Origin of the sequence: Telmatocola sphagniphila, assembly GCF_018398935.1 — a bacterium.
In the GTDB taxonomy this organism is placed as follows: Bacteria; Planctomycetota; Planctomycetia; order Gemmatales; family Gemmataceae; genus Telmatocola; species Telmatocola sphagniphila.
Genome location: NZ_CP074694.1, coordinates 953,691 through 978,656, shown reverse-complemented (window position 1 = coordinate 978,656; position 24,966 = coordinate 953,691). Strand labels below are relative to the sequence as shown.

Below are 24,966 nucleotides of genomic sequence, written 5' to 3'. Positions count from 1 at the left end.
GCCGAGTTTGAATGGATCTGAGAAAAGCGAAGGGGCCCAGTTACTGGGCCCTTTTTTCATTTACCGGCTGGAACTGATCTGACTGATATTCATGTAAGGCACGCCGCGCACATCGCCGCGATTCTGGACGGTTCCCTTCGCTTCGACCTGTCGACCGACATAGTTTTCGATCGCCACGCCGCTTTGCACGGTGGCATAGTACATGACCTGACGGCGTTCGTTTTCCAATGCGTAGGCCTGCTTGCCGTCGATCTCAAACGCGGCCCGACGAATGTAAACCGAACCGCTACTTTGAATATCCGAATTGACCGAAGAGCTGTTGCTGATGGATCGCCCGGAATTATCGAATCGGCTGCTATCGCCCCCATTTGTATTCTTCCGGATCATTTCCTGGCACTTGGCAATGCGATTGAAGCACATTAGCTTTTCATCGTAAGTCCAATTATTGGTTTTGTTCATTTCCTGGTATATCTGAGTAAAAAGCTTATCGGCCCGGCTATGATCGCCGCTCTGATAGGCCTGTTCGGCTTGACTCCACAAAGGATGATTTACGCCGCCCCCCGTGGCCGGCGCCGCAACATTATTTCCAAAGGTGGTACGGGAAGTCAGCGTCGCGGGAACTCCCCCATCCCGGGTGCGCGAGGCCAGGGAAGCGTTGCCGTCCCAACGGCTGCCATCCACAGGCGCATTCTTGATCTGGGATACGCTGGCTTTGGGCAGGTAGCGAAATTCTCCGGGTTTCGGAAGAATCGGATACCAGGTCGAACCATCATAGGCGACCTTCTCGCCCACAATTTCCACGATCTCGCCCTTGGGTAATTTCCCTTCCACGATATTGGAAGGGTTCTTGGTCGAGCCAGCGTAGAATTCAATTTCCTTCTTGATTTCCACGGCTTGCCGTGTCAAGTTTGGATCGAGCTTGCCTAGGAATTTATGATTCACCCAACTCACGGATCCTTCGGGTGGCAGGATGGCATAAAACTCATCCTGAACGTGGTGAATTACCACTTGCTGGCCTTTGGCGAGCGTGCCGCAGGTGGGAGTATTCCAGCCTGCAGCGGCCCTGACCTCAATGTCGTAGGATACTGTTCCGTATTGCAGCGGGTCGGCGGCACGTCCTGTGCACACGAATACCAAACTGCTAATGATGCTCAGCCACGCGCTACGCATGACCTTCCCCCTGAATCAAGTCCGGATTAAACGCTGATTTCCGATATAACCCCAAATTTCAGGGATGCAATAGCAGTCATGCAATCGATATGCTTTCCAATCTTGCGTAAATCGCCACAATAACATTAATTAACGCATTCTCAGGAGCTTCTGATGGCCGATTTCACTCTCGAACAGATTGCCAAGATGTTCGATCACTCTCTGCTTCAACCGGTGCTGACCGACAAGGAACTGGAAGCCGGCTGCCAGTTGGCTCGCGAATTTAAGGTGGCTTCGGTTTGCATTAAGCCTTACGCGGTTCCCATGGCCGTGGAGATTCTCAAGGGATCGGGTGTGCTGGCCAGCACGGTAATCGGATTTCCCCAGGGCGGTAACGTGACGAGAATCAAAGTGGAAGAAGCCCTCCAGGCTATCGGCGACGGAGCGGTGGAACTGGACATGGTGGTGAATATCGGCAAAGTCCTGTCTGGCGATTGGAATTATGTAACCCGGGATGTCGGCGCCGTGGTTGAAGCCGCCCATAAAAAGAAGGCGATAGTGAAGGTGATTTTCGAGAATTGCTTTCTGAAAGATGAGCATAAAGAAATGCTCTGCAAGATCTGCGGAGAAGTGAAGGCCGATTTCGTGAAGACCTCCACCGGCTACGGCGAAAGCGGAGCCACCGATCACGACTTGACCCTGATGCGAAAGTTCTCTCCGTCGCACGTTCAGGTCAAAGCCGCGGGCGGGGTTCGCAATTTCGAGAGAGTGATGGCCGTTCGCGCATTGGGGGTGTCCCGTATCGGAGCCACGGCCACCAAGCAGATCCTCGAGGATTGCAAAGCTTTCCTCTCGAAGAGCTAGAGCTTCATCAGGTAAAGTCGAGCGAGGTTCAAGGCGATCTTGGCCGTGCGAGTTTGAATCTCGTCGCGAGTGCCGAGCCAGTGATGGGCCTTGGTCGTTTCGCCTCCTTCGAAGCTCAAGGCAGAAAAAACCGTGCCCACTGGTTTAGCCGGATCATCGCCAGCTTCCGGCCCGGCGTAACCCACAGTACTCACGGCCAGATCGGTCCCGAATTTCAGTCGGCAGCGTCGGGCCAGATCAATTGCGACTTCCAGACTGACGACACCCTGTTCCCGGATCAACGATTCCGGTACGCCCAATTCGTCAATCTTGATACGGTTCTGATAGGCCGTAATCCCCCCGGCGTAAACTTGACTGGCTCCGGGCACCTGGCAGATGTAGTGAGAGACCAAGCCGCCGGTCACGCTTTCAACTACAGAGATCGTTTTCCGCTTTTCCAAGAGTAAATGCACCACGGCGTCCTGCAACTTCTGGTCTTCGGTGCCAAAGACCAGATCGCCTAGCCGTTCGCGAATTTTCGCCTCTACCGGCTCAATGATTTCCTGCACTTGCTGAAGATTGCTTCCTCGGGCGAAAATCCGAAGCGAAATGTAGGCATCGCTGGCCGTGATGCCGACTTCAGGAACATGGCCTCGTTTGGTGATATCGAGCAGTTTATCCTCAACGGCCGATTCCCCTTCGCCGAAAGTGTTGATTTTCCGCTGCACGAAAACGCCTCCCTGAATTCCGAGTTTCCCGAGACGGGGCTTCACCTGCTTTTCGTACATCACGAACATTTCCGAGGGAACGCCGGGCATTGCGCCGAACCAGGCTCGGTTGATCTTCATCCAAATGCCGGGTGCGGTTCCCATTTCATTGAAAAGAACTTCAGAGCCCTTCGGAAAAAGGGCCTGACACTTGTTCCGGTCGGGCATCACCCGGCCGCGCTTGAGGAAAAGGCTTTTGATGTACTCCAGGGATTCGAGATCTTCGATTAATTCCACACCGGCCACTTGGGCCATCACTTCTCGAGTCAGATCGTCCTGCGTGGGCCCCAGACCGCCGGTGCAGAGCACCAGATCGGCCCTTTGACTAGCGTTCCGGAAGACTTCGATATTGGCTTCGAGGTCATCTGCTACAGTGGTGTGATAGGCGGTGGAGATTCCCATTTCCGCCAGTTTGCGACTGAGCCACTGGGAATTGGTATCGAGATTTTGTCCGCTGGTGATTTCGCTGCCAATGGAGATAATTTCCGCGCGCATGAAGTCTTCCTGTTCAATAGAGAACTCGAAGACATTCTAGTCAGGCGGTGGGCAGAACCACCATAAAACAGGCACCGGGAGAACGGGGCTCGTAGCTCAATTTTCCGCCGAGCATTTTCGTCCAGCTGACGGCAAGAGCCAGACCCAGCCCTACCCCACCCGCTTGCACATCGGCTGCGTGGCCGCGCCGGAAGGGTCGGAAAATGGAGTGTCGATCCTTGCGATCCACGCCTGGTCCCCGATCCTCGATTTCGAGGATTATCTGATCGGCTTGAGAGTAGGCCCGAAGCCAGATGCGCGGGTCGGAAGCCGTATTGGAATACTTTCGAGCATTATCGATGAGATTGGAAAGAACCCTTTCAAGCAATTGCGGATCGGTCTGAAAGGCGAAGCCTTCACCGAGTTGATTTTCCAGTACCAGTTCCTTATGAGACTCCTTGCAGCGGTCCACCCAAAGGGAATGCACGGAGTTGAGGAATGCTTCGATAAGGATATTTTGTCGGCGGACCGGAATGTTTTGTTGTTCCAGTCGCGAAAATTCCAGAACGTTGGCGATCAATCGATTCAGCCGATCGGCTTCCGTATTCAAAGTCCCGAGATATTCTTTCTGCTGCTGGGGATCGGTAATCATCCCCTGATGCAACATGTCCAGATAGAGCCGCATCGTGGTTAAGGGCGTTCTCAATTCGTGGGTGACGGCCGAGACGAAACGAATGCGGCGTTCCGAAAGCGACATCAGAGACCAGCCGCCGATTCCCACTGCCAGAAGCGCGACCAGAGTCGATAACCAGACGATGGCCAAGCCGGCTCGCAATGGGGTCCAAAGCGGCAAATGCAGTTGAGTAATCTCCTCGGGAACTTCCGGAGCCGGGTCCAGAACGTTCAGCTCCACCGGCAGCGTGGACATCGATTTTTCCGGATGAAGTGGTTCCTTTTCGGGGAGCGCTCGAAAATCGATTTTTTCAAAGAGATCGCCAATCTCTTCCCGCATCAGATTCTGGATTTTCGGCCAGTTGATCACGAAGCCCTGATACACAGGAGTGCTGCCCGCCAAACCAGCCCGCACCATCAGAAGTTGTTCGGGCTTATCCGGGGAGGGCAGCCAGATCGGTCGCATTTCACCCAGCACCACGTCCACCGGTTTGCGGTTCACCGAAAGTGTGCTGGGTACTGTCAGGAAATTGCGGTTGTCTTCGTTGTTGGCAATGTTGCGCCCGTTGCCGGTACGGGTGGCATTCATCCGCTCCTGAAAATCGAGGGCCGGATCCTGACCGAGACCGTTCGATATGGGATTTTTGCCAGCTGGCTGACTCGCAAGATTTGGCAATTGCGAGTTGGGGGCATTCACCGGGGCTTGATTAAGACTCCCATTATTCAAGCCTTGCAATTTACTGGAGTTGAAATAATAGCCGTTGCCGACAGCGTTGTTATTATCGAAATTCAGCGTCACGCCTTTGGCTTCCAGCTGCGGTAGAATGCTTGCCGCGGGGTAACGAGTTTGCAGCAGGCACAGTAGTTCTTTGCGCTCGGGAGTGACGTTCGGCAGCGGAAAACCGACAGGCAATTTCGAAAGAAAATTCTGGAGTTGCGGTTGAATGACCTCCGGCGAACTCCAGCCGCCTGCCGAATCGATCTGAAAATGGAGTTGGATCCAATCGGGAATTTCCGCACTCAACAGCGGGGACGGGAAAAAGATTGTCCCGGGTGAGCTGATGCTGCCATCTCTTTGAATTGCCGGAAAGGGCGACTGAAGTGCCGAATAATGAGCGTAAGGACGGCTCTCTTCGCGCGAAAGCGTTTGCCCCAGTCGGGCATCCAGCCGCCACAGAGCGAGACGCAACTGTGCATTCCAGGCATCCATCAGCTGTCGATACTTATTTTGCTCTTCCGAATTGGCCGAGGCGATGGCCCGTTCCATCTCGAGGCTCATAGCCTCATTCGTGGCCCAACCCAAACCTCCCAGAAGCAGTAGGGAGATCAATGCAAAGATAAAACTGGCTCTCAGAGTATAGGATCGGACCAGTTTCATAGTGCGGATTCCAGACTCGGCAGCAGGTTTTCGTGAATCATATATCCCTGGGAACGCACCGTCAGAATCGCTTCCTCATCCGTCTTGATATGCGGATCGCGCAACTTGGCGCGCAACCGAGCCACATGCATATCGACGGTCCGGGTTTCCAGCCCGGCCGATTCGATGCCCCAGACTCTGGAGAGAAGCTCTTCTCGGGAAACCGCCCGTTCCCGATGATTCACGAGATAGCGTAACAGAAGCGATTCCATTTCGGAGATTTCAACGCGATCGTTCTTGGACCAGAAAAGTTCCCGCCGGGCAAGATCGATGGTCGCCCGGCCCCACTTGAGCTGGTGGGGATCGCTTTTAGGCGCCGGGGCGGAACGTCGCAGAATCGCTTCCACCCGGGCCAGAAGCTCTCGAGCGGAGAAAGGCTTCACGACATAATCATCGGCCCCCATTTGCAGCCCGCGCACGCGGTCATCCTCGGTTCCCCGGGCCGTGAGGATCAGAACTGGACGCTGCGGATGAACTTTGCGAAGCTCCGTCAGCACTTCAAGACCGTCTCTTTTGGGAAGCAGCAAATCCAGAAGGATTAAATCGATATCGGGCTGGCAGCACTTTTTCAGGCCCTCCTGACCATCGGCCGATTCATGGACTTCATACCCCGAAATGCGCAGGGCATCGACTACCCCCCGGCGAATGGCAGGTTCGTCCTCCACGACAACGATGCGTGCTTTAGGCATTTGCTATCTCCGCTTTCATATCTTAATCCCTTGACACGACGATAGCGCAACAAGTTAGTAACACCGGTACGGAAGTCGTAATTCGTAAAAAAGTGAGATTTATCGAAATTCGAACCGACTCAGGTTCCAGGCAAGGAATTCAAGATGACCATCGCAAAGGCAGAAGCAGGAAAAACTCGAATCGGCTGGATCGGAACGGGCGTCATGGGCCGCTGGATGTGCCAGCATGCTCTAACCAAGGGCTACAAGGCCACCGTTTACAACCGAAGTGCCGATAAACTCCAGCCACTACTGGAACTGGGGGCGAAACAGGCCAAAACTCCCAAAGAAGTTGCGGAAAACTCGGATGTAATCTTCGCCATTGTCGGGTTTCCCAAAGACGTGAGGGAAGTATTTCTCGGCTCACAAGGGGCACTCGCCGGCAGCAAGCCCGGCACCATCCTGGTCGACATGACCACGAGCGAACCGAGCTTAGCCGTGGAGATTGCCCAAGCGGCGAAAAGCCAGGGAGTGTTCGCGTTGGATGCGCCAGTCAGCGGTGGTGATGTCGGTGCCAAAAACGCCGCGCTTTCGATCATGATCGGCGGCGAAAAAGAGGCCGTGGAAGCGGTCACCCCCATATTTGAAACGATGGGTAAGACTATTATCCATCAAGGGCCAGCCGGCGCCGGTCAGCATACCAAGATGGTCAATCAAATTCTGATTGCAGCGAATATGATTGCGCTTTGCGAGGGGTTACTCTACGGCTACAAATCGGGTCTGGACCTGGAGACGGTTTTCAAATCGGTCTCTGTGGGAGCTGCCGGGAGTAAAGCCCTGGAAGTTCTTGGCCCCCGTATCATGGCTCGCAATTTTGAACCTGGCTTTTACGTGGAACATTTCATCAAGGACATGGGAATCGCACTGGCAGAGGCGGAAAAGATGAATATCGCTTTGCCCGGACTGGCTCTGGCGAAACAACTCTACGAGGCGGTTCGTGCCCAGGGCTACGCGAGAAAAGGGACGCAAGCTCTCATGTTGGCACTGGAGCACCTCTCGAATGTGAAGCGATAGATCTACTTCTTCTTGTTGAATTCTTCCGGGTCGAACGGATCGATAGGTTCGGTCGGCTTCGTGGAAGTTGCCTTGGGTGTTTCCTTCACTTCAGCCGTTTTCGACACGGCTGTCGTTGCTGGCGTGGAAGTAGCCGGGGATGCGGATTCCGTTCTTGCCGAGTTGGTTTTTCTGGGCAGTAGCGGTCGGGATACCGGTTTGGGACTTTCCAGAGGTTGAGCTTCTTCGGCCGCCGTGGATTGAGGGATCTGGGAAACATCCGCCGCGGCGACTTCCGTTTTCAAAAAAGCATTCCGCGCCCATTCTTCCAGATGCCTGTAGGGAGCGGATTCCTTGCCTCGAAGTGGTGAATTCTTCAGATTTCCATGAGCTGCGATCGAGTTGGTGAGAAATGGACTCTTCGCGACATCGTTCCGATCAAGGTATTTCAGCACGGCCTGGAGATTGATCAGGGAAGTTCGTCTGTCCGTACCCGCATAAACGCGCTGCAGTACAAACTTCGTATTCTCGTGCCCGACATGACAACTGGCACAGGTATTCATCATGATCGGTTGAACCCGGGTGACGAATACGCCGAGCGACTCCTGATTGAAATCGGGGGGCAAGTTCGTTTCTACAACTACCGGCACGACCTTTTTCACATCTTGAGCAGCGGGAACGGGAGGCATCTCCTTCACGGAGCGGATGATGTACTTCGCATAGGTATTTTCCGGCACAAGTTTCAAAGTCGCCTCGGCGTGTCCCACGGCTTCCTGGCGCAGATCGTAAGTCATGCACCATTTTGTGAGCCGGATTTGTTCATCGGGATCGCTGAGATTCGCCCGGCGGACCAGGTACTTGTAAGCTTCTGTAATGTTATCGACAATTTTTAAAACTCTATCGGTGGGGACGACGGTCTCACCTAGTAAACGTTTGATGTGATACCAATCCCCTTCTTGGGTGATTTCACCTTCAAAGATACCCTCATTCTCCAAAATCATGATCTGGCTTTTGGGCTTGGCGTTCTGCCCATAACCGATCGCAACGAAGGAAAGAAAACAGAGTGAGGTAATGATTGTTTTCATAATGTTGCGATCAATAACGCAGCAAACCGGTTCTGTCAATTGGTTAGTTGGGAAGGATTCGCCAAACCAACTAAAGCATTAAGTCCTTATTTCACATAACTTTATTGCTAATATCTCTCAGCCTAGCCTGAAAGTCGCACCGTTGGATTGACAAATCATTTGGATCGACTAAAATTATTTATTAGCTTGAACTAAGCTTAAAAATTAGCACAGGCGATGCGGTAAGGGCCCGTCAGACCATCGGGATAGCCGGTGAACGGCCGCGTCGTTTGTCGAAATTGAGCCTATGAGGGAAATTGGAACTGATGTCGACAGTGCAGGTGAAACCGAGCGGTAATCCCCGCTCTCTCGAGGAAGTCCATTCCAGTGTCTCGATACCGAATAATCGGTTCCGTCGTTTTTTTGCCTTCTCCGGCCCGGCCTACCTGATCAGCGTCGGCTACATGGACCCCGGCAACTGGGGTACCGATCTCTCGGCCGGCGCCGCCTACAAATACGATCTGCTTTGGATTGTCGCCCTGGCCAGTTTCATGGCCATCATCATGCAAATTTGCTCGGCCAAACTTGGCGTCGTGACCGGGAAGGATCTTGCGCAGGCATGTCGGGATTTCTACCCGTCCTGGACGCGCTGGCCCAACTGGATTGCCTGCGAATTAGCTATAGCCGCCTGCGATCTGGCGGAAGTACTCGGCAGCGCGGTTGCTCTGAATCTCCTCTTTCAGATTCCAATGCTCTGGGCGGTAGTGATAACTTCCTTCGATGTGCTGCTGCTGTTAATGCTGCAAGGGTTGGGGATGCGCCTGATCGAGGCCGTGATACTCGTCCTGGTTGCCACAATTGCGGTCTGCTACGGGATCGAGATTTTCGTTCTCCCTCAAACCAAGCCCGACTTTCTGGAAATGGGTAAGGCCCTAATCAATCCGGGTTTCCGACAGGAAGGAATGGTGGTCGGGGCTATTGGGATTATCGGCGCGACCGTGATGCCGCACAATCTCTATTTGCATTCCGCCCTGGTACAGTCCCGCAAAATTGATCGGGACGAAGTCTCGATTGGTCGGGCCATTCATTACAACAAAATCGACACAATTCTGGCGCTGACTCTCGCTTTCACTGTGAATGCCGCGATTTTGATCCTGGCGGCAATCGTTTTTCACGGCCGGGACTCGATCACCCTGAAGACTGGTGCGGTGGTGGAATTCAATGCGGATAGCGATTGGATTCAGATTGCCCACCTGACACTTGCCCCATTGGTGGGCACGGCGACTGCCAGTTTTCTCTTTGCCATCGCACTTCTCGCCAGCGGACAGAGCAGCACTATAACCGGAACCATGGCCGGCCAAGTCGTGATGGAAGGATTCATTCACTGGAAACTGAAACCGTGGATTCGACGACTAATCACTCGACTTTTGGCAATTATTCCTGCAATTATTATCATCGGAATGCGAGGTAACAACGGAATCACCGATCTTCTGATTCTCAGTCAGGTAGTACTCGCGATGCAATTGCCTTTTGCAATGTTCCCTCTGCTCCATTTCACATGCTCCCGGCAACGGATGGGGAATTTTGTGAATGGACCGGCACTTCGCATTCTGGGCTGGCTCTCCTTCGCCTTGATCACAATCTTTGCTCTGTACGGCCTGCCGGAGTCGTTTTCGAAGGCCGTGGAGGTGGTGCTGGGCAAGAGCGAAGGTTAGATGCGGTTTTGTTGATCTTCCCAGAGAATCCAGGGAGTTTTCCCTGGGGCGTATAAGGGATGCATCGGTTGGCCCAATTTCGTGAGCCCCAGGATGCAGGGAGCTTTAAGAAGTGACCGAACTTTCTCGGCTCGGCCTTGATGGACCCCATGATTTCCCCAGGCGGCCACCACGAGATCCGCTCTTTGCTGAAGTTCCATCAGCCATCGGTCGTTGAACCGGCCCACCGGTTGCGGATGGGTTTTCAGAATGCTCGGGTGCGGCGTCCGAAACGCAAAGAGGTTGGCCACCGAGAGGGAACCAAACCCCCAAGTTCGGGCGAACCCGATGCAGCGACGAACGGTTGGATCGTCGACAGTCTCATCGGCCAGCGATGGATTCAGCATCACGAACAACAGATTTGAGCCAGCAGACCAGCGCCGCCAAAGGGCGTAACGATAGTGCCCGCACCGGGAGAATTTCGCTTCATAAGCTTTCGTGATCAGTCTCCTTATTCTTTACTTCTTCGTTTTACACTGAAAGTACAGACTCCGCAATTCCCCGCTTGCTTTCACAAGTTTGGCTAATTACCATGCTTTCTCATTAATTTCAAAGCGGGATTCGCGTTTCAACCAAAGAGAGACTCTCCATGATTATCAGCGGTTTTTCGGGCAACGAAATTTACTGCCTCGCTCAAAAGGGATGGGCTCCCGGCAGTATCGTAGTTGGCAACAGCGTTCAGTCGCTCGGCTTTGTCGGCGGGATATCCAGCAGTTTCAAAACTCTTTCCGGCGGCGAAATCGAGAACCTGACCAAGCTGATCACGGAAGGTCGGCACGCCGCGATCAACCGACTGGAAAAGGAGGCCCAGGAACATGGAGCTCATGGCGTGACGGGAGTCACATCTGATCTCAAGCAGTTCAGCGGCCTCAAGGAATTTATTGCTATCGGCACATCCATTAAAGGATTGGACCATCAGGGCGAATTCTTCACCACCGCCTGCACGGGGCAGGATTTTTATTGCCAGGTCGATGCCGGTTATGAACCCCGGCATTTTGTCATGGGCAACGTCGCTTATGCCTTGGGTATGGGGCGAGGAGTTCTGGGAACGATCAAGGGATTTGCCGGCGGCGAAGTGAAGCAGTTCTCCGAAATGTACAATCACACGCGACACCTGGCACTGGAACGAATCGAGAAAGAGGCCAAAGAACGCGGAGCCAACGCAGTGGTGGATATCCAAACGCACATCCTCCCCATCGGCGTTGGTGCGAAAGAAATGTTGATGGTCGGCTCCGCTTCCTATCATCCGGCGCTCGGCAATCCCCTCCGACCTGTGACTTCGGAATTAACCGGGGAAGAGTTGTGGAATCTCACCAAGATGGGATATGCTCCGCTGCGGCTTTTGCTGGGAACATCGGTTTATTCACTCGGTCTGGCTCGCGGTCTGGGAGCATTCTTCAAGGGGCTATCGCGCGGCGAAGTTCACGATATTACCCAATTGATTTACGAAGCCCGAGCCAATTGCCTGTCGCACATTGATAAGGAAGCCAACGAGATCGGAGCTGACGCGGTAATCGGGGTGAAAGTTTACATTTACGAGATTGGCAGCAGCTTCTTGGAAGTCATGGCCATCGGGACGGCCATTAAGAAGATGCCGGGCCTTTCCACGCAGACTGAAACGCTCCTCCCGCAAGCGATCATTCGCGATCGCAACACTTACTTCGACGACACTCATTATCTGGGCGGCGTGAAGAGGCCCGACGCGGCGAACTCTTAAGTGGGTTCAAAATTCAGAAACTCGGCCATTTCGGATTCGGAGGATGAGTGCAGAAGCCATCCTCTCTTTCTTTAGAAACCGTAAAGGAAGCCGACTAAGGTCAGCAGCAGGAGGATTATCGCCGTAGCCTTCACCCAGTTGGGTGTATGGGATACGGGATGGTCTTCCTCGGACAAGTAGGTAGCGCAATACGGACATCGAGGCGTATCTTCCGGAATTTCTTCCTGGCAATATTTGCACAGGGTGGTCGCCATCGAATCCTCCACTTCGTAGTGCCAATCCTCCGATTCGTAATCGTCCTCGAATTCTTCTTCATCGATGGTTCGGGGCATTTTTCACTCCCTGAAAGTTGTCGGCCGGGAAGACATCGCAGAGTACTCTCGCTATCAATCACAATACGAATTATCAGACACTCACCTACCGGAGTCTCTCCATGAAAATCGGCATGAATCTCCTGCTTTGGAATGGATTTATCGATGAAAGCCATTTTCCGCTTTTGGCCGAACTGAAAAAGACCGGATACGATGGGGTCGAAATTCCGCTCTTTGGCGGCGATGCGGCCCACTATAAGAAACTTCGCAAGCAACTCGATCAGGAAGGTCTCGAGTGCACGACTGTGACCGTTCTCGATGAGAAAACCAGTGCCATCAGCCCCGATGCGGCGATCCGCCAGGCTTCCGGCGAGCGGCTGAAATGGGCGATCGAAATGAACGGCATTCTGGGAAGCGGCAGCATGTGCGGTCCGTTTCACTCGCCACTGGCCGTGTTCACCGGATCCGGTCCTACCGAGGATGAAAAGAAGCGAGCCGCGGAAGTGCTTCGACCGGCCGCGGAGTTCGCCCAGCAGCACAAGGTGACCCTGTGCATCGAATATTTGAACCGGTTCGAGTGTTATTTTCTGACCACGGCCAAGGATGCCCGAGCCCTCGTGAAATCCGTCGATCATCCCAATTTCAAGACGATGTACGACACCTTCCACGCCCATATCGAGGAAAAAAATCAGGGAAGTGCGATCAAAACCGTGGCGGACGTTATGGGCCACGTTCACATATCCGAAAACGACCGCGGCACCCCCGGTACTGGCCAGGTCCACTGGGATACCGCCTTCAAAGCCTTGCGGGAAGTCGGCTACGATGGCTGGTTTGTAATTGAGGCCTTTGGGCGAGCTTTACCGGATTTAGCGGCTGCAACGCGCGTTTGGCGGGATCTCTTCCCCAGTCCCAGTGAGGTATATACGCAGGGAATTCAGTTTATCCGGAATAAATGGGCGGAAACGGCCAGGAAGTAAAGTCGGGTAGGATGGATGGGAGTAGAGAAAGTGGCTCTGACTCTCCGATAAAACCTCAATAAGGGACGCAAAGTCCCTCTTTCACCGCGTTGCAGGATCGGTTACGATTCTCATCACGTAGGGAAACTGGCCAAGGACCGGCCTCGAGGCATCCATGAAACGACTTCTGTTCACCATCCTGATATTTGTCGCTTCCAGTTCGATTTCGTCCGCACAAGAATTCGTGCCCTGGGCGAACAAACTCTTCGTTCTGGAAGATACCCCTGCGATTGTCGTTCACGATTTCGGAACGGTTCCGCACGGGACCAAATTGAAGTATCGCTTCAAAGTCACCAACATTTACAAAGTTCCCCTGCACATTCTGGAACGGCCCACCGTCGAATGCGGCTGCGTCGAACCGGTGGCCTGGTCCCCTCAGTTCCAACCGACCGAAACGGGCTATCTGGATCTGACCATGGACGCCAGCCGTTTCTCCGGCGCGAAGTCCGTAACGGTTCAGGTCAAGCTGGGAGATGGAAGCAATTTCCGCTCCACTGCCCTGCTACAATTAAAAGCCTTCAGCCGGGCCGACATCATGCTCACCCCGGGCCAGATCGATTTCGGACAGGTGGCTGTCGGTCAGAAGCTCACCCGAACGCTCGACGTGGTCTACAGCGGCCAAGCCAAGTGGGAAGTCATTTCGGGAGAAGCCAACGACAAAATTCTCGATGTGAAAATCGAACCGATTTCCACCTCCGGCCGCAAGCCCTCCTATCGCGTGACTGCGGGGGTTAAGGGCGATGTCCCCGCCGGAGTCATTCAGGAACAAATCGTTCTGAAAACGACGGATCAAAGCAATCCTTTTGTAACGATCAATGTCAGCGGTCAGGTCCTGGCTCCTTTTGAAGTCTCTCCGAAGATCGTCAAGTTCGATGAGTTGGAAGTCGGACAGGTCGCCAGCAAGCGGGTGATTATTTCCGGGAATAAGAACTTCAAACTGGAAAGTTTCAGCGAAGAAGGGATCACCGCCAAGGTCCAGCCTTTCCCCAATCGCATGCAGGTTATTGAACTTCAATTCCAGCCGACGGCGGCCGGTGTGATCAAGAAAGATATCACTCTGAAAACCGACACCAACGATAAGATCACGATCAGCATTGAAGGCACTGTGAAAGCGAAATAATCGCATTTCATCGACATGCAGTTCCAGCCAAGTGGCTACCATGAGTGGAAAGGATCTTTTCTGCTCGGGTAGCCATATGTCCAACGCAAGCCAACCTAATCGACTCCTCAGCGAATCCTCGCTTTATCTACGACAGCATGCCCAGAATCCAGTGGACTGGTATCCCTGGGGTGAAGAAGCCCTTCAAAAAGCTCGTTCAGAAGATAAGCCGATCTTTTTAAGCATCGGCTACTCGGCCTGTCACTGGTGCCATGTGATGGAGCACGAGAGCTTCGAGGACCCGACAACCGCCGCCTATCTGAATACCCACTTCGTCTGCATCAAGGTCGATCGCGAAGAACGCCCCGACCTGGACACGATCTATATGTCGGCGTTGCAGGCCATGACTCGCGAGGGGGGTGGCTGGCCGCTCTCAATCTGGTTGACTCCCGATTTACATCCGTTCTACGCGGGAACTTACTTTCCGCCCGATAATCGGTATGCCCCCCATCGTCCGAGTTTCCCCGCCATTCTCGCTGCTCTGGTAGAAGCCTGGCGAATGCGGCGGGCCGAGATCGCCGAGCGGGCGGGGCAGGTAGTGGAATTTTTGAAGCAGTTGGGGCCGGAACCGGACGCGAAAAGCGAAGAGTTGACGGTCGAGAATCTGAAAAGTATCTGCGATGCACTGGCTCGAGGGATCGATCGAACCAACGGCGGATTCGGCCGCGCACCGAAATTTCCGCATACCTTCGAGCTACGTCTATTGCTTCGCGGTTACGACAGATTCCGAGAAGCAAGCTATCTCGACGCCGTGAATCTGACGCTCGAGAAGATGGCCCTAGGCGGAATTTACGATCAAGTCGGGGGTGGCTTTCATCGCTACAGTGTCGATGCCCGTTGGCTGGTGCCTCATTTTGAAAAGATGCTGTACGATAATGCCCTGCTCGTTCCGACCTATCTGGAAGCCTTGCAGGTGACGGGTAACGATTTTTACCGGGAAGTCGTACAAGAAACACTCGATTATACACTGCGCGAAATGACCAGCCCTCAGGGCGGCTTCTACAGTACACAGGACGCCGATAGCGAAGGGGAAGAAGGAAAGTTCTACGTCTGGTCGCTGGCGGAAATCGAAAATATTCTCGGGCCGGACGATGCGCGAATCTTTGCGGACGTCTACGATATTTCTCCCGGCGGGAACTTCGAAGGTCACAATATCCCGAACCGCAATCGCACGTGGGAACAATCTGCCAAGTTGAATGGATTGCCGGTTGCACAACTCCGGGAAAAAATCCACGCGTGCCGGCAGAAGCTCTACGAAGTGCGATCTAAACGCGTCTGGCCGGGCCGGGACGAGAAGATCCTCACGGCCTGGAATGGCCTCATGATCACGGCGTTCGCGAAAGCGGGCGCGATACTGGGGGATCTTGAATATTCCGCCGCGGCGGAGAAAGCGGCCAATTATCTCTGGTCTATTCGCTCCTCCGAGGGACTGCTATTTCGATCCTGCGCGGACAATTCGCCGCCGAAAATCGATGCTTATTTGGAGGATTACACATTTCTGGCGGCCGGCCTCGTCGATCTCTATCAGGCCACGCAAAACACGAAATATCTTGCTAGTGCTCAAACACTCATTGAGAAAATGATCGACTTGTTCTGGGACGAAAAAGGCAAAGGATTCTTCTACACGCGCGAAAACAAATCAGACCTCATCACCCGAACCAAAGAGATGCACGATGGTTCTACACCGGCCGGGAATTCCGTGGCCGTGATGGTACTGCTCCGATTAGCTCACTTATTGGATCGTTTCGATTATCAGGCGAAAGCTCGTGCGACATTGAGTTCGTACCGTACTCAGATCATGGAATCCCCTTCGGGTTCTGGACAGTTACTGATAGCGGCCGATTATCTGCTGGGGCCGCAAAAGGAAATCGTGCTACTGGGCGACAAGAAAGATCCTCAGTTCGAATCGCTAGGACAGTTGGTTCAACGGCGATTTGAGCCGCGTGCGGAAATTCGGCTACGCGATAACTCGGAAGCGGAATCGGCAATACTCAGCAAGTTCGTGGAAGGAAAATCAACAGAAGTGGGCGAAATGGCATTATTTCTTTGTCAGAACTATGCCTGCGAGTTACCGGTCAACGGCGTCGAAGCGATTCGAACGAGACTGGAAAGTCAGACCTAGAGAGCCTCTTCACAGGCTTCCAGAACATCCTCTTCGACGTAGATCGGTACGTCCGCCGTTAGAGCGATGGCGATGGCATCACTGGGTCGGCAGTCGACTTCCAGTATCTCGCCTTCTTTGCGGACGCGGAGTTTGGCATAGTAAGTATGTTCGCGAAGATCGCTGATGATGATACTATCCAGTTCACCGCCCATCTGATCGATGATGCCGACGATGAGATCGTGAGTCAGGGGGCGCGGCGATTCTTTCTTTTTGACGCGATTATCGATACTGGTCGCTTCGAAGATGCCGATCTGGATGAGAAAGCTCCTCTCGCCGTTCAACTCCTGAAGAACTACCACGTGGCTATCGTGAATTTCGCTGATAATTATTCGCCGAAGTTGCATTTCAACCGGCATGCTAACCTCCCGCAGATTCGATCTGACCTCAATTATGCTTAGATTATGCAACTGAAGCCACATCACTGCAAGCACTTCTTAAAAATACGCATCGTTTCACCGGCAAGTCGGGCTAAAATAGCTAACGAGATTGAGGGACAAGGAAAGAATCGATGAATGCAATCCCGAGAATTTTGCTGGTAGGCGACCCAATCCCCCCGGAGATTCTGAAATTATTTCAGTCCCAGAATTTTCCGGTCATCGCGCAGCCACTGTCGGGGTCGAATATTTCGAATGTCACGCAATCCCAAATCATCGTTCTTTTTCCGAGCGAAGGGAACTCTCCTCAGGCTTTGGCTCTGTGCCGGCGCTGGAGGCTGGAACTTGGGGATCAATATGTTCCCATTATCTGGTTGCAGGAGTCGAGTCAGCTGAATTCTCTCGCGTTGGAATCGGGCGCTGATATTTGCCTATCCCGAAATGTCCCAATCGATTTTCTCCTCGCTCAAGTCAAAGCTCTCCTGCGGGCCCAGCATATCCACGATCGCCTGCTATTTCGCGCCAACGAATCGAATCAGATTAACCTTCGCTTGCAGCAGGCTTATCAGCAGATCGACAACGATCTCGAACTGACTCGCCGCATTCACCGCGGCTTCCTGCCCAAAACCTTGCCGGAAGTCGATGGCACGCGTTTCGCAGTCTGCTATCGGCCCCGCAGTCGAATCGGCGGCGATTTTTACGACGTACTCCGTCTCGATGAAAACCATATCGGCTTCTACGTGGCCGACGCCATGGGCCGGGGACTACCGGCCAGCAGTTTGTTGAGTATCTTCGTCAAGCGGGCACTCTACCTGAAGGAGATTGGCAAAGAAGGTTACCGTCTGGTGCCGCCCGCCGAAGTTTTGAATCGGCTGAATCACGATCTGGTCGCCCTGGCGATGCCCGAACCGCCGTTCGTGACGATGATTTATGGCATCCTCGATACCAAAAACGGTACGCTTCGTTTCTCCCGAGCAGCCCACCCTCATCCCTTGCTGGTTCCCGCCGAAGGTGAGGTAGAGTACTGGTACTCCGCCGGTTCGCTGCTGGGAATTTTTGAATCCGACTATCCGGAGCATGAAAAAACATTGAAGCCCGGGGACAAACTGGTGATTACGACCGACGGTATCAATCCACCGAACGCAGGTGGAAGTGGTAGTTCGAATGACCGCCTGCTTGAATCGACTCGGAAACACCGCGCATTACCTTTGCAGCAGTTCGTCGACCAGGTGGCTCGCGATCTGCTGGAGGTTTCCCGGCATCCGGACGATTTCACCATCCTGGCCCTGGAGTATAATTGAGCCATGGAATTTCCCCCTCTCGAAGTGAAAAAGTCTCTTGCTGGCCAGGCTGAGGATGTGACGGGGCTCGCGCTTCATCCTCGGGAAAAATGGCTGTTTTCCTCGAGTTTTGACAGAACTGTCGTGCAGTGGAATCGCGAGACCGGGGAAAAGCTGCGGACCTTTGGCACGCCGGGCAGCCGCCAAGCGGGATTGCTGAGCCTCAGTCTTTCTCCCGATGGCAGTCTCTTCGCCACCACCAGCATGGATAACTCCGCGAAGATTTGGGAACTGAATCCGGTCAAGGCCACGCGCAGCGAACAAACGGCTATCAAATCGTTCGGCCATCCGAATACAGTTTTTGCTTCGAACTGGCATCCGGAAGGTAAGCAGTTGGCCACTTGCTGTCACGATGGCCTACTGCGAATTTGGAATGTGGAAAAGGGTCAGACCTTACGAACCATTAACGCACACAACCAGCCTAAGCCCAGCCCGATCTATTCGATTCGCTGGACGAGTGATGGCCGGCAACTCTTGAGTTCCTCACTCGACAAGAGTCTGAAGCTTTTCGATGCCGGGGATGGAAAACTCATTCGCGAATTTCGGCCCTTCGACGAAAAAAACAATCCCTTGGGACACTGGGATCAGGTGCTCTGCTCGGAGTTGTCCGCCGATGGCAAATGGCTCCTGAGCGGTTCAGCCGATCGATCCATCAATATCTGGAATTTTGCAGAAGCGAAGGTGGCTCATCGTCTCGCGCATCCCGAATTCAAAAACCAATCTCATCCGAACGCGATCTATGCTCTGAAGTTGACTCCGGACAACAAATATCTGGTGGCGGTCGGTCCGGGAAAAAAAAGTCACGGCTACCTGAGCATCTGGGAACTGGCATCCGCCAAGTTTTTGTACGGATCTGAACTGCCTCAGGGAAACGCCAACACGGTGGCAGAGGAGCCCCAAAACAAATCGCTGTGGGTCGGCTTCGCATCCATGGATGCCAAGATACCGCACGGAGAACTGGTCCGTTTCGCCTGGCCTCTAAAATAGCGGCATGATCAAAACAATAATTCTCGATTTTGGAAACGTGGTGGCTTTCTTCGATCACCAGCGCGCGATCGATAAGATCAAACCGTTGACGCCGCTGAGTTCGGCCGAGATTCGCAAGCGAATTTACGAGGGTAATCTCGAAGACGATTACGAAGCGGGACGAATATCCACGGCGGAGTTCGTGGAAACCGTTCGGCGGATCTGCGAGATCGACTGCACCTACGACCAATACATCGATGCCTTCGTCCGCATCTTTTGGCCCAACCCGGATGTGATCGATCTCCTTCCAGAAATCCGGAAAAACTACCGCCTGCTGTTAGCCTCCAACACCAACGAAGCGCATTACCAGCAATTCCGCCGACAATTTGAAAAGGATTTGCAACACTTTCACTTTCTGGGAACCTCGTTCGAAGCGAAGGCCCGCAAACCCAAGCTCGCTTTTTATCAGTACATTTTTGAACGGGCCAACTGCGATAAGTCGGAGTGTCTTTTCGTTGACGATCTGCCCGCTAACGTCGAGGCAGCCCAGGAATTTGGCTGGCAGGGACTGGTTTACTCCCGCGGCAGCAAACTCTCCGAATTGCTGGTGGATCACGGCATTCGACTCGGGTAATTCCCAGCCAGAGACACTATAATTAGTAACTCAACGATTTTTTCAACTAGAGAAGGCCGCTCGATGTCGATTCTGAAAAATGCCGATCCGCAAATCTGGGATGCTATCCAGGCTGAACGCCAGCGCCAGCAGACGGGTCTGGAGATGATTGCCTCCGAAAACTATACCAGTCCCGCCGTGATGGAAGCCCAGGGCTCGGAGTTGACCAACAAGTACGCGGAAGGGTATCCGGGCAAGCGATACTACGGCGGCTGCGAAAACGTCGATGTCGTCGAGAAATTGGCCATCGATCGGCTTTGCGCCTTATTCGGTGCTGAGCGAGCCAATGTGCAACCCCACTCCGGTGCCCAGGCCAACATGGCGGTTTTCCTGGCGACTCTCTCTCCCGGCGATTGTTTTCTCGGGCTCGACCTCGCTCATGGCGGACACCTGACCCACGGCATGAAGCTGAACATCTCCGGCAAGTATTTTCGACCGGTGGGTTATCCGGTGGATCCGGTATCGCATCGAATCGATTTCGATGCCGTTTCCAAACTGGCCCGGGAACACAAACCGAAACTGATTATTGCCGGGGCTTCGGCCTATCCCCGTCTGCTAGACTTCGCGAAATTCGCGGAGATTTCCAAGGAAGTCGGCGCATTACTGATGGTCGATATGGCTCACATCGCCGGGCTGGTCGCCGCGAAGTTGCATCCCGATCCGGTTCCCTACGCCGATTTCGTCACTAGCACGACCCATAAAACTCTGCGCGGGCCGCGCGGCGGCTTCATTCTGTCTCGGCAGGATTGGGGTCAGAAAATCAATTCGGCGGTTTTCCCCGGCATCCAGGGGGGGCCACTTATGCATGTGATTGCGGGTAAAGCCGTGGCTTTTAAGGAAGCCGGCGAGCCGAGTTTCAAAGAATATCAGTCTCAGGTCCTAAAGAATGCCAAGTTCTTATGCGAAGAACTGTTGTCCGCCGGTTTCAAAATCGTCTCGGGCGGCACGGATAATCATTTGATGCTGGTCGATGTCACCGCGAAAGGCACCACGGGCAAGGTGGCCGAGCATGCCCTGGATGAAGCCGGCATTACGATCAACAAGAACATGATTCCTTACGATCCCCGGCCGCCGCTCGATCCCTCCGGCATTCGTATTGGAACCCCGGCCCTGACCACGCGCGGCATGAAAGAAGCGGAAATGAAGCAGATCGCCCGCTGGATCGATCGGGTGCTTACCGCACCGGAAGACAAATCGATATTGGCTAAAATCAAGGCAGAGGTGGCCGCCCTTTGCCAACAGTATCCCGCTCCCTCTGTCAGATCCCGATAAAATTGCCGAAAGATTTCGAGGTTTGGATCGTCTGGACTTCGTACTTTTGCGAAATTGAAGATTTACGCGCAACTCGACAATTCTTATAGTCGGGAAGCGAATATCGGGATAGCTTAGCTTTGGAATTTCTTTTCACTTATTAAAGGACTCGCAATGAGACGCTTCCGCTTGATGCTCAGCCTCTTCGTTGCCTTCGCCGGTTTCGCGGCCTGGAACTCTTCCGCCAACGCTCAAACCCCATTCGGTTTGTTCCCGGAAAAAACGCCCATCGTGGTGAAAGTTCCCGGCCTCGATGCAGTCGAGCAGAAGGTGGGAGCCTTCTTGAAAACCGCTTTCCCCGATAAATCGGAAAAGCTGATGAAGCAGCTCAAGGAAGGCTTGAAACAAGCCACCGACGGCCGCGATCTCAAAGGTCTGGACAAAGCCAAACCGATCTACGTGCTACTGCCGAATCTGGCCGAGCTGAGCGGTAACGAAAATCCCAACGTGGCACTGATCGTGCCGGTCCTCAAATACGATGACTTCAAAACCACCTTCAAGGCCGACGAACTCAAAACCTTGAAGAAAGAAGACGGCTTGGATGTCCTGACCATCGAAGAGAAGCCGCTTTATCTTCTCAATAAGGGCGAAACTGTCGTATTGAGTTCCCAGAAGGAATATGCCAAGGAATACTCCGGCAAATTCACCTCGCTAAAGGGTAAAGTCAGCGCAGAGGTTGAAGCCTCCTTCACCAACTCGGACTTCTGTATTTTTGTCAACATGATTGAGATCAACAACCTCTACGGAGCTCAGATCAAGGGCGCGAAATCGCTCGTCGATCTCGCTCTCGCTCAAGGTGGAGCGGCCGGTGGTTTGGACAAGAAACAATTGGAATTGGCCAAGGATATGATTCTCGGCGTCTTCCAAATCCTCGAAGATAGTAAAGCGATCCTGGTGGGGTTGTCGCTGAAAGGCGAAGGTGTTTCGCTGAAAATTCAGTCGCAATTCACCAAGGATACCGATACCAGCGCGTTCCTGAAAGACCTCAAACCTACCGAAATGGCGAAGCTGGGTGCCCTTCCTGATGGCAAAGGCGTTTACAGTGCGATGCAATTGTCGGCCAAGAGCAAATTGCTCAGCAAACTTATACAAATGTCGACCGCTGATGATTCTAACGAAGATGTGAAAGCCAAACTGGAGAAGGCGGCAGAAGCCCTGCAGGCGGCCGGTCAGATTGATACGGTTTCGTTTGCCGATCTGGCTCCGATCAGTGGGATTACAATGAATAGTTACGAAAATGGTGAAGCGGCTTTTGCGGCCCAGATGCAGATGTATAACTGTCTGACTGAAACTTCATCCTTCGGAAGCACTCCTCTGAAGAGCAAACCCGCCATCAAGGAGAATGCCGAAAAGGTCGGAGCTCTCTCGTTTACCTCAGTGAAGATGAAGTTCGACTTCGATAAAGCAATTGCAGATCAGAATATTCCCGAAGAAGCCAAAGAATCGATGAAGGCCGTTTTAAACAAACTGATGGGCGGGGATGGCATGTCGATGTGGCTGGCCCGCGACGACAAATCCGTGCTTCAGGTAACCGCCAAGGATTGGGAGTCCGCCAAGAAGCAGGTCGAATCCTATCTGAGCCTGAAGGCCGGCAGCGCCAAGAAATCCGACACGGTGGGCGACTCAGCAGCTTATAAGCTGACTCGAAACAGCTTACCGAAAGACGTTACTTTCCTGACTCTGATCGAATCCAACTCCCTTTTGAACTCCATCTACGGATATGTTAAAGAGATTCCCAAGATGATTCCGGGTGCGGATGCCCTTCAGATTCCTGAGCTGAAAATCGACAAGAATGCGCCGAAGTCCTTCTTCGGGCTCAGTGTGACTCTGAAGCCGGAACATGGCGGATTCGATCTGTTCGTCCCCTCGCAAACCATCAAAACTGTAGCCGACGTGGTTAAGCCTTTGATGAATCAAGGTGACTGATTTTTAAATTGGTGCTTGAATTAGACCGAAGTCTGCTTTACCGTAAGGCAAACTTCGGTCTTTTTTTGGATAGCCACCATGAAGTACCTTTCTTCGATCCTGGGCGTTTTCTGTCTGGGGATCTGCTTTCTCTTATCGGGCTGTGCATCCAAGGTTCGCTTCGAAGCCGATGCGAACATCAGCGCGGATTCCGCATTTAATCGCATCATCGACGGACCGACCAAAGATCAGAAAGTTCGAGTGGAGATCAGCGGTGCGACCGAGCCCGTCAATGTTTACGTCTTCCTACATAAAGACGCGGAGAAAGCGGAGGACGCCATTATGGCTCTGAAGAGCGAAACGCCGCTTTGGCTGGAAAAGAAGCTCAAAGTGAAGGAGGCTTCTTTCGAGGTTCAAATCCCTGCCAAGCAGGAATTTCACATTTACATCCAGGCCGACCATAAAAGCACCTCGGCCAAGGTCAAAGTAAATAGCATTTAACTTGAAGTACTGAACTTTATTTGCGAGGGGCGATCCCATTTGGGATCGCCCCTCGGCATTTTTAGCTCTTCAGAGTGGCTTCAAACTTCTTGAGTTCCACACTGTAGGTCGGCACTAATTCCGGAATCGGTTGCACTGGTTCGGAGAAGTGAATCATCTGAGCGACCGCATCCGCCACGGTGAACTTCGTCGCAATTCCCTTCTGCTTTCGAAGATTCATCTCGTGCCCGGCCAAGGCACAAACGGCCGCTCCGAGCGCAGTTCCTTCATTCGATTGAACCCGATCGAGTCGATGGTTCAGAACGCTGGCCAGAATTTCCAGCATCAGGCTACTGCGAGAAATCCCTCCGGAGACCGTAATCCGTTTGATCTTCTGGCCGCAGCGCTGATGCTCTTTCACTCCGACGGCGATCAGGTAAGCGAGGGCTTCGAGGGCCGCCCGGAAAATAATGCCCGGTTTACTAGGCTTTTTTGGAGTCCAGACCAAGCGCGGCTTATGTACGTTTAAGGAGGGTTCGGCAAGCACGAAAGGAAGTACGCTCACGCCGTTGCATCCCGGCGGGATTTTTCGTGCCTCGGCCTCCAGTTTGGCCCAATCCGGTTTTGGGCCCAGCAGCCGATCCAAAAATTGGGCGCCGTTGCTGTAACAGCGCATCCAAAGATAGGGACCCCAGTTGAGTCGCATGGCATCCAGCGAATCGTATTGCGGCGGCGTCTTCGCGGAGGAATTTACAACCGCCGAGTTGCCGAGAATGATGGCCACTTGACCGTCATCGACGGCACCGCCTCCTACCAGCCCGGCGGCCTGATCGTCGAGGGTCGGGTAAATGATCGGAGCTGAAACGAGTTTGGTCTCTTCGCATAACGTTTTGGAAAGCTCGCCGACCGGTTGTTTCATGTCGATGATTTTGGGCAGATTCGACCAGGCCAGTTTCCGATACTCGAGGTTCTGAAGGGCGTCGAGCATGCCCTTGGCCCATTTGGCCGTTCGAAAATTCATGATCCCCGTTGAAGAGGCGGAAGAGATACTGATGACGTTAAAATTTCCGGTGAGATATCCCGAGGCGAGGGGGCCATGAGGTAACATTCGCCAGGTTTTCACCCACTGTTCCGGGGACAAGGTCGTCTCGTCCTTCACTAGATGGCTCAGGGAATACCTGACTGCCCAGGGGCCACCGAGCAGTTCTTGCACCTGCGAAGCCCCGCCCAGCCGATGCAGGCCCACGGCGTGAAATTCCGCCAGGGTTTGATCATTCCAGCAGATGGCCCGCCGAATCGGGTTGAAGGATTTATCGATGCGGCCAGCCGTGTGATGCGTGGCGGAGATCCCACCCGCCACCCAGCTTCCGTCTTTCTTTAGCTGTTTCAACTGATCGACGATATCGCGTGTCGTGGAGCGGGCCTGCCCTTCGAGTAGCATGAGATTCAGTTCCGAAACTCCCCCTTCGGTATACAAATCGGTGGGATAGCGGGATTCCGCAAGGACCTTTCCCTGGAGATCGAAAGCCAGACATTTCACCGAACCGGTGGAGAAATCCCAGCCTGTAATAATCGCATCGTCGGAGAGACAACGAATGGGTTCGCTCACAAAAAATTCCCTATCAGGTGTACTGTTCTGAAATCACGGACCATCTTGTGATATAGACGGCCTTCTCGCAAGTAGAAAAG

General features: G+C 53.4%; 22 protein-coding genes. 13 read left to right on the top strand and 9 right to left on the bottom strand.

The window, feature by feature from the left end:
• Positions 1-60 precede the first annotated feature (60 nt).
• Positions 61-1,170: an SH3 domain-containing protein gene (locus KIH39_RS04210; protein ID WP_213498017.1), complete on the bottom strand. Its 1,110-nt coding sequence runs from the start codon at positions 1,168-1,170 to the stop codon at positions 61-63.
• Between the two features lie 153 nt (positions 1,171-1,323).
• Between KIH39_RS04210 and deoC the strand changes: the two genes are divergently transcribed.
• Positions 1,324-2,013, top strand: coding sequence for a deoxyribose-phosphate aldolase (deoC, locus tag KIH39_RS04205; protein WP_213498016.1), 690 nt, complete (start codon positions 1,324-1,326; stop codon positions 2,011-2,013).
• Here the strand turns inward: deoC and KIH39_RS04200 are convergent.
• Genes KIH39_RS04200 through KIH39_RS04190 form a run of 3 tightly spaced genes read right to left on the bottom strand, consistent with a single transcriptional unit; the run spans position 2,010 to position 6,011 of the window.
• Positions 2,010-3,254 carry a competence/damage-inducible protein A gene (locus KIH39_RS04200; RefSeq protein ID WP_213498015.1) on the bottom strand — a complete coding sequence of 415 codons (1,245 nt, stop codon included), beginning with the start codon at positions 3,252-3,254 and terminating at the stop codon, positions 2,010-2,012. The two genes, deoC and KIH39_RS04200, sit on opposite strands and share 4 nt — an antisense overlap.
• 40 nt (positions 3,255-3,294) lie before the next feature.
• Complete coding sequence (locus KIH39_RS04195) at positions 3,295-5,283, bottom strand: sensor histidine kinase (protein WP_213498014.1); 1,989 nt, start codon at positions 5,281-5,283, stop codon at positions 3,295-3,297.
• Complete coding sequence (locus tag KIH39_RS04190) at positions 5,280-6,011, bottom strand: response regulator transcription factor (protein WP_213498013.1); 732 nt, start codon at positions 6,009-6,011, stop codon at positions 5,280-5,282. Before KIH39_RS04190 ends, KIH39_RS04195 begins: the two co-directional genes overlap by 4 nt.
• 144 nt (positions 6,012-6,155) lie before the next feature.
• Between KIH39_RS04190 and KIH39_RS04185 the strand changes: the two genes are divergently transcribed.
• Positions 6,156-7,064 carry an NAD(P)-dependent oxidoreductase gene (locus KIH39_RS04185; RefSeq protein WP_213498012.1) on the top strand — a complete coding sequence of 303 codons (909 nt, stop codon included), beginning with the start codon at positions 6,156-6,158 and terminating at the stop codon, positions 7,062-7,064.
• 2 nt (positions 7,065-7,066) lie between these two features.
• Here the strand turns inward: KIH39_RS04185 and KIH39_RS04180 are convergent, their stop codons facing one another.
• Positions 7,067-8,128 (bottom strand): hypothetical protein, encoded by a 1,062-nt coding sequence (locus KIH39_RS04180; RefSeq protein WP_213498011.1) that lies wholly within the window; start codon positions 8,126-8,128, stop codon positions 7,067-7,069.
• A 305-nt stretch (positions 8,129-8,433) separates the two neighbouring features.
• On the opposite strand from KIH39_RS04180, the gene KIH39_RS04175 reads away from it, so the two are divergent.
• Complete coding sequence (locus KIH39_RS04175) at positions 8,434-9,822, top strand: Nramp family divalent metal transporter (RefSeq protein ID WP_213498010.1); 1,389 nt, start codon at positions 8,434-8,436, stop codon at positions 9,820-9,822.
• On the opposite strand, the gene KIH39_RS04170 is transcribed toward KIH39_RS04175, so the two are convergent.
• The gene (locus KIH39_RS04170; protein WP_261353355.1) at positions 9,819-10,304 is read right to left on the bottom strand and encodes a DUF1643 domain-containing protein; all 486 of its coding nucleotides are present in this window, start codon (positions 10,302-10,304) and stop codon (positions 9,819-9,821) included. The genes KIH39_RS04175 and KIH39_RS04170 overlap by 4 nt on opposite strands.
• Positions 10,305-10,450: 146 nt before the next feature.
• Between KIH39_RS04170 and KIH39_RS04165 the strand changes: the two genes are divergently transcribed.
• Positions 10,451-11,578 carry a heavy metal-binding domain-containing protein gene (locus KIH39_RS04165; RefSeq protein ID WP_213498009.1) on the top strand — a complete coding sequence of 376 codons (1,128 nt, stop codon included), beginning with the start codon at positions 10,451-10,453 and terminating at the stop codon, positions 11,576-11,578.
• Positions 11,579-11,649: 71 nt separating this feature from the next.
• Here KIH39_RS04165 and KIH39_RS04160 read toward each other — a convergent pair whose 3' ends face one another.
• The gene (locus KIH39_RS04160) at positions 11,650-11,910 is read right to left on the bottom strand and encodes a hypothetical protein (protein ID WP_213498008.1); all 261 of its coding nucleotides are present in this window, start codon (positions 11,908-11,910) and stop codon (positions 11,650-11,652) included.
• 101 nt (positions 11,911-12,011) lie between these two features.
• Here KIH39_RS04160 and KIH39_RS04155 point away from each other — a divergent pair, with 101 nt between their 5' ends.
• The 3 genes from KIH39_RS04155 to KIH39_RS04145 all read left to right on the top strand — a co-directional run bounded on the left by KIH39_RS04155 (position 12,012) and on the right by KIH39_RS04145 (position 16,186).
• Complete coding sequence (locus KIH39_RS04155; RefSeq protein WP_213498007.1) at positions 12,012-12,866, top strand: sugar phosphate isomerase/epimerase family protein; 855 nt, start codon at positions 12,012-12,014, stop codon at positions 12,864-12,866.
• 154 nt (positions 12,867-13,020) lie between these two features.
• Positions 13,021-14,025, top strand: coding sequence for a DUF1573 domain-containing protein (locus KIH39_RS04150; protein ID WP_213498006.1), 1,005 nt, complete (start codon positions 13,021-13,023; stop codon positions 14,023-14,025).
• Positions 14,026-14,101: 76 nt separating this feature from the next.
• Positions 14,102-16,186, top strand: a complete 2,085-nt coding sequence (locus KIH39_RS04145; RefSeq protein WP_213498005.1) for a thioredoxin domain-containing protein — start codon at positions 14,102-14,104, stop codon at positions 16,184-16,186.
• On the opposite strand, the gene KIH39_RS04140 is transcribed toward KIH39_RS04145, so the two are convergent.
• Positions 16,183-16,584 (bottom strand): bifunctional nuclease family protein, encoded by a 402-nt coding sequence (locus tag KIH39_RS04140; protein WP_246539516.1) that lies wholly within the window; start codon positions 16,582-16,584, stop codon positions 16,183-16,185. The two genes, KIH39_RS04145 and KIH39_RS04140, sit on opposite strands and share 4 nt — an antisense overlap.
• Before the next feature lie 152 nt (positions 16,585-16,736).
• Here KIH39_RS04140 and KIH39_RS04135 point away from each other — a divergent pair, with 152 nt between their 5' ends.
• The 6 genes from KIH39_RS04135 (at position 16,737) to KIH39_RS04110 (ending at position 23,298) form a co-directional block, all read left to right on the top strand.
• Entirely contained in the window at positions 16,737-17,903 is a 1,167-nt protein-coding gene (locus KIH39_RS04135) for a PP2C family protein-serine/threonine phosphatase (RefSeq protein WP_213498004.1), read from the top strand.
• Positions 17,904-17,906: 3 nt separating this feature from the next.
• The gene (locus KIH39_RS04130; RefSeq protein ID WP_213498003.1) at positions 17,907-18,929 is read left to right on the top strand and encodes a WD40 repeat domain-containing protein; all 1,023 of its coding nucleotides are present in this window, start codon (positions 17,907-17,909) and stop codon (positions 18,927-18,929) included.
• A gap of 4 nt (positions 18,930-18,933) precedes the next feature.
• Positions 18,934-19,542, top strand: coding sequence for an HAD family hydrolase (locus KIH39_RS04125; RefSeq protein WP_213498002.1), 609 nt, complete (start codon positions 18,934-18,936; stop codon positions 19,540-19,542).
• A 63-nt stretch (positions 19,543-19,605) separates the two neighbouring features.
• Positions 19,606-20,853 carry a serine hydroxymethyltransferase gene (locus KIH39_RS04120; protein WP_213498001.1) on the top strand — a complete coding sequence of 416 codons (1,248 nt, stop codon included), beginning with the start codon at positions 19,606-19,608 and terminating at the stop codon, positions 20,851-20,853.
• Positions 20,854-21,006: 153 nt separating this feature from the next.
• Positions 21,007-22,818, top strand: coding sequence for a hypothetical protein (locus KIH39_RS04115; protein ID WP_213498000.1), 1,812 nt, complete (start codon positions 21,007-21,009; stop codon positions 22,816-22,818).
• Between the two features lie 78 nt (positions 22,819-22,896).
• The gene (locus tag KIH39_RS04110; RefSeq protein WP_213497999.1) at positions 22,897-23,298 is read left to right on the top strand and encodes a hypothetical protein; all 402 of its coding nucleotides are present in this window, start codon (positions 22,897-22,899) and stop codon (positions 23,296-23,298) included.
• A 61-nt stretch (positions 23,299-23,359) separates the two neighbouring features.
• On the opposite strand, the gene KIH39_RS04105 is transcribed toward KIH39_RS04110, so the two are convergent.
• Positions 23,360-24,886 (bottom strand): xylulokinase, encoded by a 1,527-nt coding sequence (locus KIH39_RS04105; protein WP_213497998.1) that lies wholly within the window; start codon positions 24,884-24,886, stop codon positions 23,360-23,362.
• Between the last annotated feature and the right edge of the window lie 80 nt (positions 24,887-24,966).

Coding starts and splice junctions, on each gene's coding strand:
- KIH39_RS04125 (WP_213498002.1), top strand. CDS start 18,934: ATGATCAAAACAATAATTCTCGATTTTGGAAACGTGGTGGCTTTCTTC.
- KIH39_RS04175 (WP_213498010.1), top strand. CDS start 8,434: ATGTCGACAGTGCAGGTGAAACCGAGCGGTAATCCCCGCTCTCTCGAG.
- KIH39_RS04110 (WP_213497999.1), top strand. CDS start 22,897: ATGAAGTACCTTTCTTCGATCCTGGGCGTTTTCTGTCTGGGGATCTGC.
- KIH39_RS04130 (WP_213498003.1), top strand. CDS start 17,907: ATGGAATTTCCCCCTCTCGAAGTGAAAAAGTCTCTTGCTGGCCAGGCT.
- KIH39_RS04200 (WP_213498015.1), bottom strand. CDS start 3,254: ATGCGCGCGGAAATTATCTCCATTGGCAGCGAAATCACCAGCGGACAA.
- KIH39_RS04195 (WP_213498014.1), bottom strand. CDS start 5,283: ATGAAACTGGTCCGATCCTATACTCTGAGAGCCAGTTTTATCTTTGCA.
- KIH39_RS04140 (WP_246539516.1), bottom strand. CDS start 16,584: ATGCCGGTTGAAATGCAACTTCGGCGAATAATTATCAGCGAAATTCAC.
- KIH39_RS04145 (WP_213498005.1), top strand. CDS start 14,102: ATGTCCAACGCAAGCCAACCTAATCGACTCCTCAGCGAATCCTCGCTT.
- KIH39_RS04160 (WP_213498008.1), bottom strand. CDS start 11,910: ATGCCCCGAACCATCGATGAAGAAGAATTCGAGGACGATTACGAATCG.
- KIH39_RS04155 (WP_213498007.1), top strand. CDS start 12,012: ATGAAAATCGGCATGAATCTCCTGCTTTGGAATGGATTTATCGATGAA.
- KIH39_RS04120 (WP_213498001.1), top strand. CDS start 19,606: ATGTCGATTCTGAAAAATGCCGATCCGCAAATCTGGGATGCTATCCAG.
- deoC (WP_213498016.1), top strand. CDS start 1,324: ATGGCCGATTTCACTCTCGAACAGATTGCCAAGATGTTCGATCACTCT.
- KIH39_RS04135 (WP_213498004.1), top strand. CDS start 16,737: ATGAATGCAATCCCGAGAATTTTGCTGGTAGGCGACCCAATCCCCCCG.
- KIH39_RS04180 (WP_213498011.1), bottom strand. CDS start 8,128: ATGAAAACAATCATTACCTCACTCTGTTTTCTTTCCTTCGTTGCGATC.
- KIH39_RS04185 (WP_213498012.1), top strand. CDS start 6,156: ATGACCATCGCAAAGGCAGAAGCAGGAAAAACTCGAATCGGCTGGATC.
- KIH39_RS04165 (WP_213498009.1), top strand. CDS start 10,451: ATGATTATCAGCGGTTTTTCGGGCAACGAAATTTACTGCCTCGCTCAA.
- KIH39_RS04190 (WP_213498013.1), bottom strand. CDS start 6,011: ATGCCTAAAGCACGCATCGTTGTCGTGGAGGACGAACCTGCCATTCGC.
- KIH39_RS04150 (WP_213498006.1), top strand. CDS start 13,021: ATGAAACGACTTCTGTTCACCATCCTGATATTTGTCGCTTCCAGTTCG.
- KIH39_RS04115 (WP_213498000.1), top strand. CDS start 21,007: ATGAGACGCTTCCGCTTGATGCTCAGCCTCTTCGTTGCCTTCGCCGGT.
- KIH39_RS04210 (WP_213498017.1), bottom strand. CDS start 1,170: ATGCGTAGCGCGTGGCTGAGCATCATTAGCAGTTTGGTATTCGTGTGC.